The organism is Bacillus sp. Marseille-Q3570, from assembly GCF_946151055.1.
GTDB lineage: Bacteria > Bacillota > Bacilli > Bacillales > Fictibacillaceae > Pseudalkalibacillus.
Genome location: NZ_CAMGYZ010000024.1, coordinates 1 through 14,511, shown reverse-complemented (window position 1 = coordinate 14,511; position 14,511 = coordinate 1). Strand labels below are relative to the sequence as shown.

Annotated in this window: 16 protein-coding genes, 1 tRNA gene, 1 rRNA gene and 1 other RNA gene; 18 read left to right on the top strand and 1 reads right to left on the bottom strand. The window is 42.1% G+C overall.

All coding sequences use genetic code 11. The features are described 5' to 3' along the window. Positions 1–129: 129 nt before the first annotated feature. Positions 130–516, bottom strand: a complete 387-nt coding sequence (locus N8M93_RS21940) for a hypothetical protein (protein ID WP_261134770.1) — start codon at positions 514–516, stop codon at positions 130–132. A gap of 138 nt (positions 517–654) precedes the next feature. Between N8M93_RS21940 and N8M93_RS21935 the strand changes: the two genes are divergently transcribed. The 18 genes from N8M93_RS21935 to N8M93_RS21850 form a co-directional block, all read left to right on the top strand. Further along, positions 655–1,206, top strand: a complete 552-nt coding sequence (locus N8M93_RS21935) for a hypothetical protein (RefSeq protein WP_261134769.1) — start codon at positions 655–657, stop codon at positions 1,204–1,206. 122 nt (positions 1,207–1,328) lie between these two features. Continuing rightward, a complete protein-coding gene (locus tag N8M93_RS21930; protein ID WP_261134768.1) occupies positions 1,329–1,883 on the top strand; it encodes a hypothetical protein in 555 nt (184 codons plus the stop codon). 186 nt (positions 1,884–2,069) lie between these two features. Further along, a complete protein-coding gene (locus tag N8M93_RS21925) occupies positions 2,070–2,654 on the top strand; it encodes a sigma-70 family RNA polymerase sigma factor (protein WP_261134767.1) in 585 nt (194 codons plus the stop codon). Beyond that, positions 2,644–3,288 (top strand): hypothetical protein, encoded by a 645-nt coding sequence (locus N8M93_RS21920; protein ID WP_261134766.1) that lies wholly within the window; start codon positions 2,644–2,646, stop codon positions 3,286–3,288. The genes N8M93_RS21925 and N8M93_RS21920 overlap by 11 nt, the downstream gene beginning before the upstream one ends. 45 nt (positions 3,289–3,333) lie before the next feature. Further along, entirely contained in the window at positions 3,334–4,203 is an 870-nt protein-coding gene (locus tag N8M93_RS21915; protein WP_261134765.1) for an ABC transporter permease subunit, read from the top strand. Then, a complete protein-coding gene (locus N8M93_RS21910; protein WP_261134764.1) occupies positions 4,204–5,250 on the top strand; it encodes an ABC transporter permease in 1,047 nt (348 codons plus the stop codon). Positions 5,251–5,525: 275 nt separating this feature from the next. Beyond that, the gene (locus N8M93_RS21905) at positions 5,526–6,821 is read left to right on the top strand and encodes a homoserine dehydrogenase (protein ID WP_261134763.1); all 1,296 of its coding nucleotides are present in this window, start codon (positions 5,526–5,528) and stop codon (positions 6,819–6,821) included. Then, positions 6,821–7,885 (top strand): threonine synthase, encoded by a 1,065-nt coding sequence (gene thrC / locus N8M93_RS21900; protein WP_261134805.1) that lies wholly within the window; start codon positions 6,821–6,823, stop codon positions 7,883–7,885. Before N8M93_RS21905 ends, thrC begins: the two co-directional genes overlap by 1 nt. Then, the gene (thrB, locus tag N8M93_RS21895) at positions 7,882–8,793 is read left to right on the top strand and encodes a homoserine kinase (RefSeq protein WP_261134762.1); all 912 of its coding nucleotides are present in this window, start codon (positions 7,882–7,884) and stop codon (positions 8,791–8,793) included. The genes thrC and thrB overlap by 4 nt, the downstream gene beginning before the upstream one ends. A 182-nt stretch (positions 8,794–8,975) precedes the next feature. After that, entirely contained in the window at positions 8,976–9,470 is a 495-nt protein-coding gene (gene tadA / locus N8M93_RS21890; RefSeq protein ID WP_261134761.1) for a tRNA adenosine(34) deaminase TadA, read from the top strand. A 72-nt stretch (positions 9,471–9,542) separates the two neighbouring features. Beyond that, positions 9,543–9,635, top strand: a tRNA-Ser gene (locus tag N8M93_RS21885). 90 nt (positions 9,636–9,725) lie between these two features. Continuing rightward, positions 9,726–9,991: signal recognition particle sRNA large type (gene ffs, locus N8M93_RS21880), an RNA gene on the top strand. A gap of 591 nt (positions 9,992–10,582) precedes the next feature. After that, positions 10,583–12,313 carry a DNA polymerase III subunit gamma/tau gene (gene dnaX / locus N8M93_RS21875; RefSeq protein WP_261134760.1) on the top strand — a complete coding sequence of 577 codons (1,731 nt, stop codon included), beginning with the start codon at positions 10,583–10,585 and terminating at the stop codon, positions 12,311–12,313. A gap of 21 nt (positions 12,314–12,334) precedes the next feature. Beyond that, positions 12,335–12,649 (top strand): YbaB/EbfC family nucleoid-associated protein, encoded by a 315-nt coding sequence (locus tag N8M93_RS21870; protein WP_261134759.1) that lies wholly within the window; start codon positions 12,335–12,337, stop codon positions 12,647–12,649. Positions 12,650–12,894: 245 nt separating this feature from the next. Then, positions 12,895–13,491, top strand: a complete 597-nt coding sequence (gene recR, locus N8M93_RS21865; protein ID WP_261134758.1) for a recombination mediator RecR — start codon at positions 12,895–12,897, stop codon at positions 13,489–13,491. Between the two features lie 21 nt (positions 13,492–13,512). Further along, a complete protein-coding gene (locus N8M93_RS21860) occupies positions 13,513–13,734 on the top strand; it encodes a YaaL family protein (protein WP_261134757.1) in 222 nt (73 codons plus the stop codon). Between the two features lie 72 nt (positions 13,735–13,806). Then, on the top strand, positions 13,807–14,070 hold the full coding sequence (locus tag N8M93_RS21855; RefSeq protein WP_261134756.1) for a pro-sigmaK processing inhibitor BofA family protein: 264 nt from the start codon (positions 13,807–13,809) through the stop codon (positions 14,068–14,070). 374 nt (positions 14,071–14,444) lie between these two features. Then, a 16S ribosomal RNA gene (locus N8M93_RS21850) occupies positions 14,445–14,511 on the top strand; the annotation flags it as partial.

Here is a 14,511-nt window from a genome sequence, read left to right as displayed (position 1 = left end):
ATGAACTTTTTTGTATTCTTGCTACAATTATTTTGTTCCACATGAAACAATACTATCAATGCTATTCCACTTTAACTTTGAATGCAATATACTGATCGCCTCGATCTTTCCACCTTGCAAGTACATCGACTACATAAATTCCGGGTTCAGAAGGCACTTTGAAATCATATTTGTTGCTGAACTTATCGTATTCAGTTCCTCTTTTAAAAATATAACATTGATGTCGCTTGGTTTTTCTTCATAGTTGATTTTAACCAAGCTGTCTTTCGGTACAGTTGTAGGATTTGTATCACTTGTCAACTCTTCAGCTCCGGCTGTATCGGCACATACCCCTTGTCCGTCTGACTGCCAACAGAAAGACCCTTTTTTATGCAGGATTTCTTTTTCTCCAATTAAAACAACAGCCTCTGGCGGGTTTAATTCTGCTTGATCCGAAATAAAAAATAAATTTCCCCTGCACCCTGATAATCCTAGACAAACTAAGAGAAGAATGAAGTTTTTGACTAATGGTTTCATAGCACACCTCTTTTCTCTATAGACGTTTCAGAGTCCTGACCCGTTTCCTGATAATTTTGAATAGATTAACTAATTTACAAACAATTCCAATTCCGTTACACTATCACATGCTAGTAAACTACATAAGGGGGATAAATGATGAAGAAACTTTTAGCTTTTTCAATGCTCTTTTTAATTATGTTCGCTTCGGCTTGCGGAAACGATGATTCAGCAAACGGAACAAAAAATGAGGGTGGAGAAAAAATTGATAAAAATGAATTGAAATCTCACCTATTGGATTTCCAACTTGAAGTGATCAATGTCTTGAAAGAAAATCATAAACCGTTTGCAGAATTTGAATCAGTCAAAGCACAAATGAACGACCCGGAAGTCGCTGAGGAAGAGAAACTATCAGAAGAGGAAGCTCAAGCTGCTCTGAAAACTGCACAAGAGGCTGGTCCAAAAGCTGCGGAAGCAATTCGAGGAATGGAAATTCCCGAAGAGCTATCTCAATACAAAGAAGATCTTCAAACTGCACTTGAAGATGCTGCCCAGTCTTATGAAAAGCGTGCAGAAAATGCATCACTTGAAGTGACTGAAAATGGGCAAGCAGAAGCAGAGGAATTGTTCGCAAGCTTCGAAAAGAAATTCGGTAAACCATTTGAAGAACTCGATCTATTAGCACCTGTCTTCAAGTCTGAATTAGAATAGTTATATCCATTTGACCATCTATCTGTTGATAGGTGGTTTTATTTTATATCCTAAACCTTTTGTTTAATAATGACAGGGATAAGGAATGAACTTTGTAGATAAGTTGATTGGAGGTGAAGATGATGAATAAGAAATTCTGGCTTCTTCTCTTGAGTTGTTTTGTCAGTGCCCTCATATTATCTGCATGTTCAAGTGAAGAAGGAAACAATACTGGAAATTCAGAAGATAATGAAATCCAAGTAGATGAGAAGAAGGTGAAAGCATCACTCGAAGACTTTCAAAAAGAGGTAAGTTCGTTAATCAATGAATACGATGATGATTTTGAAGAATTCGCCCAGACTGTTGAAGAGAAAACAGAAAATGTAAGCAATGAAGAATTGCAAGCTTTGAAAAATGAAGCTTCTCAATCCAGCCAGAAGTTGGCAGAAGAACTTAGGAACATGAACATACCTGCAGAGCTTGAATCTTATAGTGAAGATTTGAATCAGTCCCTTGATAATCTGGCTGATCGATTTGACGCCCGAAGTGACGACCTCGATAATGAAGATACAAATGCAGCGTTAGTTAAAGCGAAAACGGCATCGGAGAACATTTTGACAGAATTTAAAGGAGCACTTGGTTCAATCTACGAATCACTTGGTCTTGAAAAACCAGAATTCATCAATGAAACAGAATAAACCTGAACGAGAAAAGTTGCTGCAATCTGTCTGCAGCAGCTTTTTTTATGTGCAATTCAAATTAGGCTATAAGTAGTATGCTACACTCTAAGTAACAGCGAATGTAAAAATGTTCAAAAAATTATCAACCGATCAAGTGTTTATTCGTCTATATAAGGAAAGGTCGATTTAGGGGGAGGGTCAAAAGTGGAAAACTTCCGTAAGGTTCTGCAAGAAAAGCAAACGTTCAGTTTAGAAAGCCTTCGTTTACATAAAGAAGAGATAATGGAAGAGGTTGTTGATTACTTCGGAGACCGTTTGACCCGTGTGGCTTATACATATGTAAAGGACTGGGGGAAAGCAGAGGATATCGTACAAGAAGTATTCATTACCTGTTATTCGAAGCTTGAAACCTTTCGCGGGGAAGGTTCATTGAAGAATTGGCTATATAAGATCACTGTGAATCGATGTAAAGATCATTTGAAAAGCTGGGCTCACCGAAATATATGGTTCGCGAATCCATTCACTTTTTTCAAACAAGAAAGTAACGATCAAACTCCGGAACTCCGCCTTATCGTAGAGGATGAATATAAACAACTAGCTGATTCGATCTTACAATTACCGCTTAAATATCGTGAATTGATCATTTTATTTTATCAAGAAGAAATGTCTCTAAACGAAATAAGCGAACTGCTCCATATAAAGACTTCCACATTAAAGTCTCGATTGTTCCAGGCGAGGAAATTACTACGCGTACAATTTGAGAAAGGGGAGGAAGCGGATGGAAGATAAGCTGAAAAATCTACATAAGATCATGGAAAAATCTGTGTATCAAAAGAAACGATTTTCAGAAGAAAAAAAGCAGAATATCATGAAACGTATTCGTGAGCAGCAAAAACCGTCATTCATCCAAACATATATGTGGATGATGAAGCCTGCGTTAAGTATATCCGTTTGTCTTTTTCTGCTGGTCTTTTCAATCAGTTTCATTTTGCAACCGCCCCAACAAAAAGATCGAAGTGAAGGTGATCTCCTTCAACAAATGGACACAGGTAGAGAAGTGACAAGTCTACCCTTATTGAATCGCGTTTCACATATCGCAAAAGAAGAAAATAAAACGATTGAATATGTTTCTGTTTCAAAGAATGAAAAATATGTACTGTTAAATATCAAGGTTATTCCAAATGCAAGTGAATCCGATATAAAAAAAACCGTTGAAAAGATGTTCTACAAGGGATCTGAACTGTATCAACATAAAGAAGAATTGAACAAAATCGGTGCTCCGTGGAATGATTATACGGTCGATATCACAATCGTCGAGAATTTCGACCACAAAGGAATCTATGATCATACACAAACTCAACAATCATTATTACGCGGAGTCAAATCCACAAATCAAGATCATATAACGTGGGTGGGTGAATAGAGAGATTTTTTAGATTTTCTGGGTGGGGAGAAAAGAGGGGTTTATATGAGATTCATTGGCAACCAGATGTTGCGTTTCATATGTATCGTCATCGGAATCGTACTGATGGCCGGTTTGCCGACGCTTTTACCTTCAGGGGGATCGTTCCACTTGAATTGGCTAGCGTATTTCCAAAGCATCAGTGAGGTCATTTCCGGTATTTTCAATATACATGATGTTACCTATAACACCGATGGTACTGACCGAAAATTATTACCGCAGCTTATTCACATCGGCACATATTCTGTGACCGTAGTTGTGGGTGCGATTTTACTTGCCCTTATCATGGCAGCCTTCTTGACGTTCATCACGATGCTGCTCCCGGCAAAATGGATTAAAAAAATAAAAGTTGGAACATTCATCCTTGAATCCCTTCCAGATATCCTGATTATCATAATGTGCCAGCTGACCGTCGTTTGGTTGTATAAAAAGACCGGACTATTACTATTTGAAATTGCCTCATTACCTGGCGAACCCATTTATATATTGCCGATTTTTTGTCTTGCCATTTTACCGATGATTCAATACTTCAAAGTCATGATTTCAATTGTGGAAGGGGAATTGGAGAAGCAATATGTCGAATTGGCAAAGGCTAAAGGAGTCCTCCCGAAAAAGATATTGATCATCCATGTATTACGAAATGCATTGGCGAGCATATTGAATTACTCGAAAACAGTAATTTGGTTCATGCTTTCGAACTTGCTGATCCTTGAATATATTTTCAATATCAATGGCATCATGCGTTTTTTATTGGATTACTTGAATCCGATCATTTTCGCATGGAGTTTGCTGGCGACTTTCATTCCGATCTTTTTATTGTTCGCATTAGGTCAGTGGCTGCTTGAACGATTTACGAATGAAAAGGTCGTGATGTAGATGCTCAAAAGACTCTTTAAGAATGGCTATTTCCTGATCGGCTTCATCTTCATTATTGGTTTATGCACGATCAGTTTGCTACATACGTTCGTATGGGATAATCAGATTACACAAACACAAATACGTTACGAAGATGGAAGAGCGGTAGAAGGTTCACCGGTCGCGCCAAGATTAGATATTCCACTGGGAACGAATGTACAAGGGTTCCACATGACTCACTTGATTTCGGCAGGAGCGAAATATACGATCGGTTTCGCTGTATTGATCGCATTCATCCGGTTACTGACCTCTATGGTTTTCGGTATTTTGTATGGGGCTTATTTTTTCAGGTTCAGGAAGTATGTGACCTGGGTCGTGGACGTGTTCAACTATGTACCGGTCACGTTGCTTGCGTTATTCATATTGACCCCATTCCTGGTTGAAATTCCTACTGGATTTGATTATACGTTTTGGGAACGTGTTTGGATCGAGGTGATCATTCTCGCTCTCATAGCGGTCCCTCCGACGTCGATTCTGATCGGGAATGAGATGGGAAGGATCTATAATCACGAGTTCATCGATGGAGCTAGGATAATCGGCGGGAGCAGGCTCCATATTCTCTGGAAACATGTGAGACCACATATCCAACCGCAACTATGGATCATCTTCATGCAACAACTTGTACAAACGATGCTTGTTTTAGCTCACCTTGGATTCTTCAAAGTATTCTTTGGAGGAACCAATATGAGTTTCGATCCGCTATATCGTGATCCACCTCAGTCGATTTCATATGAGTGGTCTGGTTTGATTGGGGACGGGATGAGGCACTTGACTGTTAGTCCGTGGATTGTACTTGTTCCAATCATTTTCTTTGCACTGACGATCCTTGCAATGAATTTCATGCTAGAAGGAATCAAAACGGTTACGGAAAACTGGAGGGTCGACCATAAGCCAGTAAAATCTGAAACCGGAATGGTGAATCTAGTTTCAGAAGAGAAACAGTTTACCCCATTGAAAAAGCAAGGTGCCGTCCAACTACGGGAATTGAGACTCGAAGGTAAGGAATAACAAGATTATGAAGGCTGTTTGAAACGATTTTCCGTTTCAGCAGCTTTTTTGTTTAAGCTGGTTTAACCTCTAGGCAAGTATTTATCCAACGGTAAGCTTTATTAAGAGGAATTTCACAAAAATACAAAAAAAGTTTTTGTTGATGTAGAGCCAAAGAAAACCCTTACATTAAAAAAGCCAAAAATCAACTATTGTCATAGGTCGGAATCTCCAATATAATGTCCTCTAACGAAAGACAAATGTATTTACTAGAAAAACACGGAAAGGTTGGTTGGATGGAATCAATATCTGTAGGGTTATTAGGATTAGGAACAGTCGGATCCGGGGTCGTAAAAGTCATTGAAAGTCATCAAGATAAACTTATGCATCAAATCGGCTGTCCGGTACAAATCAAAAAAGCTCTCGTAAAAGAGATCAATAAAGTGAGAGATGTAGATATTGATACCTCCATTCTCACGTTAGACCCAGAAGAAGTTCTTTTAGATCCGGAAATTGATATTGTCGTTGAAGTGATGGGAAATATCGAAGAGACGAAAGAACATTTAGTGAAAGCCATCACTCATAAAAAACATGTTGTGACAGCTAACAAAGACTTGATGGCTGTCTACGGGCCAGAACTCCTATCGCTTGCATCTGAAAATCAATGTGATCTGTTCTACGAAGCAAGTGTCGCAGGAGGTATTCCAATTTTACGAGGATTAGTGGATGGCCTGGCATCGGACCGGATCACGAAAATGATGGGGATCGTGAATGGGACAACCAACTTCATTTTGACGAAGATGACTAAAGAAGGACGATCATTTGATGATGTCCTCGCTGAAGCACAAGCATTAGGGTTTGCAGAAGCCGATCCTACTGCTGATGTCGGTGGACTGGATTCTGCCCGTAAAATGGCGATTCTCTCAACATTAGGATTCTCCATGAACATCGACTTGGATGATGTCAAATTGAAGGGCATCACTGAAGTCACGGAAGAGGATCTCCAATATGCAAAGCAATTCGGGTATATCATGAAATTAATCGGATATGCTCATCGAGAAGGGAACCGGGTAGAGGTGAGCGTTGAACCTGCATTGTTGGAAGAATCCCATCCATTAGCCTCAGTGAATGATGAATATAATGCGGTTTACGTATACGGAGAAGCGGTTGGTGAAACGATGTTCTACGGACCAGGAGCTGGAAGTCTTCCTACGGCTACTGCAGTCGTATCTGACCTTGTTGGTGTGATGAAGAACATGCGCCTCGGTGTAAACGGTAAAAGCGCAGTGAGTCCTCAATTCTTGAAGCAGCTGAAAGATGACGAGGAAATCTATTCCAAGCATTTCCTCCGTCTTCATGTAGAGGATGAGGTCGGTGTGTTATCGAGTATCACTTCAGTGTTTTCACAAAACGGAGCAAGCTTTGAAAAAGTACTGCAAAATCCTCTTGGGGAGGAGAAAAAAGCCGAAATCGTCCTGGTGACTCATAAAACATCATTGAAGAGTTTAGAAAAAATCCTTGTGGAGCTGCGTGATTTGAAAGGTGTTCAATATGTGAAAAGCACGTATCGTGTTGAAGGAGGAGATGCTTGATGAAACGATGGGGCGGTCTGTTATCAGAATTCCGAACCTTTTTACCTGTAACTGAAGAAACACCTGAATTGACTTTGAATGAAGGCAATACGCCCCTCATCAAGCTTGATACACTCTCAAAAGAGCTCGGTGTTGAACTTTTCGCAAAAGTAGAAGGGACAAATCCGACTGGTTCATTTAAAGATCGTGGGATGGTCCTGGCGGTTGCGAAAGCGAAGGAAGCAGGAAGTGATACAGTTATATGTGCTTCGACAGGGAATACATCAGCTTCAGCAGCAGCATATGCTGCCAGGGCTGGAATGAAGTGTATCGTCGTCATACCAGATGGGAAAATCGCCCAGGGTAAGCTCGCACAAGCGGTTATGTATGGTGCAGAAATCGTTTCAATTGAAGGAAATTTTGATGAGGCGTTAAAAATCGTACGTGAACTGAGTGAAAAAGAAGCCATGACGCTCGTAAACTCGGTTAATCCATATCGACTTGAAGGACAGAAGACCGCAGCTTTCGAGGTGTGTGAGCAGCTAGGTGGAGCCCCTGACATTTTAGCGATCCCCGTCGGCAATGCAGGGAACATATCTGCCTATTGGAAAGGTTTTAAAGAATACCATCAATCAAATCACTCAGGACTACCGAAAATGCTCGGTTATGAAGCAGAGGGAGCAGCTGCGATCGTCCATGACCGTGTTTTCCCTCAACCCGAAACTCTTGCAACTGCAATCAGGATCGGTAACCCTGCCAGCTGGAAACTTGCTCTTTCAGCAGTAGAAGAATCAATAGGAGAAATTGATGAAGTAAGTGATACAGAAATCGTTGAAGCCTATCAATTACTTGCCAAAAAGGAGGGCATATTTGCGGAACCGGCTTCCTGTGCATCACTTGCCGGCATTCGGAAACTCCACGCTCAAGGAAAGCTTGATCCCGCTCAGAGGGTCGTACTCGTATTGACAGGTAACGGACTGAAAGATCCAGTTACGGCGATGACAGAGAGCCCAGTACAACCTGTCAAACTGCCAAAAGATCCAGTGGTCGTCACAGAATATATCAAGGGGACTGTACAATCATGAAGAATTGGCGGATCAAAGTTCCAGCAAGTACAGCCAATCTAGGCCCAGGCTTTGATTCGGTCGGCTTAGCTCTTGACCGCTATCTGACATTGACTGTCTCTTCGCATCATCTATGGGAGGTAAAGGCTCTCTCACCTTCCTTAGAAGAATTTCCGAGCGATGAAACGAACTTCATCGTTCGAACAGCATTAGACACGGCCAATGCATATGGAATCGAACTTCCTTCGTGTCTAGTTGAAGTGAAAAGTGATATCCCTTTGACAAGAGGCCTAGGTTCGAGTGCAGCGGCCATTGTCGCAGGGATCGAGTTAGCTGACACGATTGGAGATTTAGGTATCCCGAAAAAGAAAAAGCTTGAACTGGCAGCAAAATATGAAGGTCATGCTGATAATGTGGGGGCATCCCTTTATGGCGGGCTCGTCATCGCCTGTGAGACGGACGATGGCATTGAACTCCAACACATTGATGATTTACCTATCTCTGTCGTAACCGTCACGCCGAAAGAAGAACTGAAAACAGAAGAAGCCCGTGAAGTGCTCCCTGAGAATATTAGTTTTTCGGAATCGGTCAAAGCAGGCGCAGTATCAAACGTCTTGATCGCAGCTCTATTGAAACAGGATTGGAAAGCTGCTGGCAGAATGATGAAAGGTGATTTCTATCATCAGCCTTATCGTAAACAGCTTCTTCCGCATTATGAAAAAGTCGAACAAATCGCCGATAAGAATGGCGCTTTTGGTGTCGCCTTGAGTGGGGCAGGACCGACGATTGCCTGTTTTGTCGAGGAGGAAAAAGCCAACTGGCTGTATTATAAATTGCATCAAGCCTTACCACATATGCTTGTCCAGAACCTGAGTATCGATGATAAAGGTGCTACCATCAAATCCTATGCACACGATGCAGCCTTATAATTCGATGGAAAAGCTTCAATTGTATTAGCTTTGAAGTTGTTTTTTCGAAATTCACTCTACTGTTGTGACACCGCAGGAGTGTCGTGAAAATCGTTTACAGTAAACTTGGCAAAGCCATTGTATTAATGATAAGTGTTAAGGTAATGTTGTGTATATAACCTTTGGTATTAAGGAGATACACAATGTACCAATCGATAGATGAAATGTTTATGAAAAAAGCAATCGAAATGGCACAAAAGGCTGCTTCTATCGGAGAAGTCCCGATCGGTGCAGTGGTTGTAAAAGATGAAGAAATCATTGCATCAGGATTTAACCTGAGAGAAACCGAACAGCGATCTGTCGCCCATGCTGAATTGATCGCGATTGATGAAGCGTGTAAAGCGCTAGGAACATGGCGTTTGGAAGGGTGCACATTGTATGTAACGCTTGAACCTTGTCCGATGTGCTCAGGAGCAATTGTCCTTTCAAGGGTTGAACGAGTTGTGTATGGAGCTAGTGATCCAAAAGGCGGCTGCGCAGGAACCTTAATGAACCTATTGGACGAGCCAAGGTTCAATCACCAGGCGATTGTCACGTCAGGTGTATTGGAAGAGGAATGCAGGGAGATGCTTTCGTCATTTTTTCGCGAATTGCGCCAAAGAAAAAAGCAAGAGAAAAAGTCGGATCCCTTTACTTGATGACTTGGTTGAATCGTGATATAGTGTTTCTTGCTGCCGTAATAAACGGTAAGCATTATCTGCTGTATTCATGGAGGCGTACCCAAGTCTGGCTGAAGGGGACTGACTCGAAATCAGTTAGGGCGTTTGTGCGTCGCGGGGGTTCAAATCCTCTCGCCTCCTCCATTCAAATATTTTACAGTTGATTTTAAAGGCAATCGGGCGTATACTAAATAGTGCGCATTTTGATTGCGCCTAACAATGTTATCAACTTTGCCGTGCTAGGTGGGAAGGTAGCGGTGTCCTGTACTCGCAATCCGCTATAGCGAGACTGAATCCCTTTCCGAGGTTAGCTGACGTAAGGCCTGCCGTTCGTAAGTGGTGTTGACATCCGGGTCCTGCGCAACGGAGCCCCATGAACCCTGTCAGGTCCGGAAGGAAGCAGCAGTAAGTGGGTCCTCTCCGTGTGCCGCGGGGTTGCCTGGATCGAGCTAACTGCGAATGTAACGCTTAGGAAGGCTTAATCGACGAAAGGTGCACGGCGTTAAATTTACATATCAACACTCATCCTTTTTGGGGTGGGTGTTTTTTTTTATTTGATAAATAGGTCCTGGTGTTTTTCATTACATTTGACTCTAATCACCTTGCGCAAGTTGATTGGAGAGCATGGTGCGAGACTCCTCGAAAATGAAAATCGCATTTTCTTCGTGCGATGTAACGCTGCCGAAGCTTTCCTTGTCCTGTGGGACCAGCGTGCCTACTACCTGAATAATCTCCTCGCAAGGCATGCGACGAGGAAGCTCGCTTCGACAGGACTTTCTTGTAGACACAGGAGCACAAATGTTTCCTTGAAAAGGAGACTCCTGAGGTCGCAAGGCGACGAGTGGGCTCACCGCAAGCCCGGGGAAAGCGAGCATCCTGGAGCGGAAATCAACGACTTTCAAGAGCAACAAAGTTTACGAAAACAGCCTCATATTTAAAGAAAGTATAAAATACTTTCATAAGTGCAGCTAAAGCTCAGCCTGTGCCAAAGGCTTGACTTTGCCAAGCTTTCTTTATTTCTGCTTTGAAAAACCGGGATGGAATCGTTATAATGAGAAGGATGATTATTATCGAAAAAGGAGGGCGTGCGGATGGCTTATCAAGCTTTATATAGATTATATCGACCACAACAATTTCAAGATATGGTCGGCCAGGAACATATTACGAAGACCTTGCAAAATGCATTAGTACAGCAAAAGCTATCCCATGCCTATTTATTCAGTGGTCCCCGGGGAACTGGTAAAACGAGTGCTGCCAAAATCATTGCGAAAGCAGTCAATTGTGAAAAGGCTCCAGTCGCTGAACCGTGTAATGAATGTGATGCATGCATTGGCATCACTAAGGGCTCCGTCTCTGACGTCATTGAAATCGATGCAGCTTCGAACAATGGGGTTGATGAAATTCGTGATATCAGAGATAAAGTGAAATATGCCCCAAGTGCGGTCCAGTACAAGGTTTATATCATTGATGAAGTACATATGCTTACGATTGGCGCCTTCAATGCCTTGTTAAAAACGCTTGAGGAACCACCGGCGCATGTCATCTTCATACTCGCGACGACCGAGCCGCATAAGATTCCACTGACGATCATTTCAAGGTGTCAACGGTTCGATTTCAGAAGGATCACTAGTCATTCGATCGTCTCAAGAATGAAGACAGTCATTGATTCGCAAAGTGTACAAGTAGAGGATGAGGCTCTTCATCTGGTAGCTCGAGCAGCCGAGGGTGGTATGAGGGATGCTCTGAGCATTTTGGATCAAGCAGTATCCTATAGTGAAGATACTGTCACCACCGATGATGTTTTGGCTGTAACAGGATCCGTTTCACAATCACTTTTATCAGAAATGACGAAAGCATTTCAAGAGAATAATGTAATCGATGCACTCAAGCATATTGATCATTTGATGGAAAACGGAAAAGATCCAATCCGATTCATTAACGATCTGATCTTTTATTACCGGGATATGCTGCTTTATCAAGCGGCTCCCAATTTAGAAGAAGTGCTTGACCGGGCGCAGGTCGACCAGGAATTTGCCGATCTTGCACAAAACATTCCAGGTGAGTGGATCTATCGGGTCATCGATGTTTTGAACAAAGCACAGCAAGAAATGAAATGGACGAATCACCCTCGGATCCACTTAGAGTTGGCGATCGTGAAGCTCTGTCAGGAAGAAGAGCAGCCGGCATCACATGGTCTCTCGAACGATGTTGGACCGCTTGTCAATCGGATTGAACAGCTTGAAAAAGAACTGCGTACGCTGAAAGAACAGGGAATCACAAGTTCCTCTCCAGCGAACCAGGCTGAACCTGAGGCTTCAAAGCGAACATTCCAATCAAGGACGCCGAAATCGAAAGCGTCTACTGGCCGGATTAAAGAAATGCTAAAAGGCGCCTCCAAAAAGGATCTCCAGGTTTTCAGAGGAAAATGGGGTGACATCATGGAGCGAATCAAGTCAAGGATGGTCAATGCCCATGCGTGGATGATCAACGCTACTCCAGTCGCGTGTTCGAATGACTCATTTTTGCTAGCCTTTCAACATGAACTCCACAGCCAAATGGCAGTGAAGGATAATATCCGGGAATGCGTCGAATCCGTCGTGTTTGAAACAATGGGTCACCAAATGACAATGATGACGATCCTTGAGGAAGACTGGGAGAACGTCAAACAATCGTACATCCAATCCCAGCGGAAATCCGAGTCTGATGAGTCAGAAGGATCTGACGCACAGACGGATCAAGAACCACAGCAACAGAAAGAAGACCCGATCGTTGATGAAGCTATCAAGCTCGTCGGTTCTGAATTTGTAGAAATAGAAGAATGATTTATATAAGGAGGAAGTAAAATGAAGGGCAATATGAATAACATGATGAAGCAAATGCAGAAAATGCAGAAACAAATGATGAAAGCACAGGAAGAATTGAAGGATAAAACAGTTGATGGAACAGCTGGCGGTGGAATGGTAACAGTAACCGCAAATGGTCATAAGGAGATCCTTGATGTCGTCATTAAAGAAGAAGCCGTTGACCCGGATGATGTCGAAATGCTACAAGACCTTATCTTAGCGGCTACCAATGATGTATTGAAAAAAGTTGATGAAGTTGTAAACAAAGACATGGGTCAATTCACAAAAGGAATGAACCTGCCAGGGATGTTTTAAAGATCTAAAGAAAACTTGGCAAAGCCAAGCCTTAGGCGTAGGCTGAGCCATTTAGTTACACTTTCACTGAAAAAGTTTTTTTACTTTCTTCAAGTGCGATAAAGGGGCTGACCAATATGAAAAGCGTCAGCCTCTTTTTACACTTATATCACTAAGAGCCCAAACCGTTCTCTAAAGGATGACCACTGGATTAGCCGACGATAGTAATTACAGGCGGGTCGTCCCTTTCACTAGGAGGAATTGCAGTGCATTATCCTGAACCGATTTCAAAATTGATCGATAGTTTCATGAAGCTTCCAGGTATCGGTCCCAAAACGGCAGTACGGCTAGCTTTTTTTGTTTTAGAAATGAAAGAAGACGACGTATTTGAATTTGGAAAAGCATTAGTCAATGCAAAACGGGATCTAACCTATTGTTCGAATTGCCATCACATTACCGATCGTGATCCTTGTATGATTTGTGAAGATACAAATCGGGATCAAACGACAATTTGTGTCGTTCATGATTCCAAAGATGTCATCGCAATGGAAAAAATGAAAGAATACCGTGGGCTATACCATGTTCTGCACGGCGCGATCTCCCCGGTGGAAGGTATCGGTCCTGAAGACATAAAAGTAGCAGAACTTATCAAACGTCTGCAAGATGACACGGTTCAAGAACTGATCATGGCGACGGACCCGAATATCGAAGGTGAAGCGACAGCTATGTATATCAGCCGTCTGGTAAAACCGACCGGCATCAAAATAACGCGTATTGCACATGGTCTTCCTGTGGGAGGAGATCTGGAATATGCAGATGAAGTCACATTATCTCGCGCACTGGAAGGTCGTAGAGAAATCTAATCCACGGAGGCGAGCAGCATCGTGTTCTTCAGTCGAAAAGGACGACTACGTAAAGAAGCTAATGAACGTCTGTTAAATTCAATCGAAGCGATCCGGACAGAATGGCTGACAAAGAAAGATCTGATCGAAAACAGTGTAGAACCATCAGAACAAGTTTTATATGAAGTGAAGTTAGCCAAAGCCAAGTATTTCTTTTTACTTCGTGAAGCAAAAATCCGGAATATCAGAACGAGAAGTTTTTAACAGCTTCCCGTTCTTTTTTTGTCCTCTTAAACATAATCATGATTATGAGACAACCTGTAAGGAGGATATTGTATGGATCCGTTCTGGGTATTTGCCATCGTTTGCGGTTTGATTATATTGTTATTATTCATCGGCGCTCCGTTAAAACCATTACGATGGATCGGACAAGGGGTCATCAAGCTAGTGATCGGAGCGTTGTTGTTATTTTTCCTCAATGCATTCGGAACGGCTATCGACCTTCATATTCCGATCAACATAGCGACGGCTTCTGTGTCAGGTTTTTTAGGGATACCTGGTTTGATTGCACTGGTAGCAATTCAGAAAATCATACTATAGAAGGGTGTTTTTTATTACTATAAAACTATGAAAGAGCCGGCTGAAACCTGGTTCTTTTTTCTTGGTTTAAAAATGCTTGCATCGGGAATGACATAGTGATATAGTTGTTCTTGCTGCTCTTGAAAAAGCATTATATATCTATGAAAAAAAGCTTTGACAAGTTAGGCGTATGATGATATTATATTAAGAGTCGCAACAAGACATCATAACTAAACAATCTTCGATAAAAGGCAGCGATTTCTGTCGCTATCATCGAAGCCAGCCTATTTACAGGCGAAACAGCTCTTTGAAAACTGAACAAAAGCCAAGCGTGAAAACGGGTCTTTTTAAAAAGAACCCTGAATCAATTTACATTTAATGAGCAATCAAACACTTTATTGGAGAGTTTGATCCTGGCTCAGGACGAACGCTGGCGGCGTGCCTAATACATGCAAGTCGAGC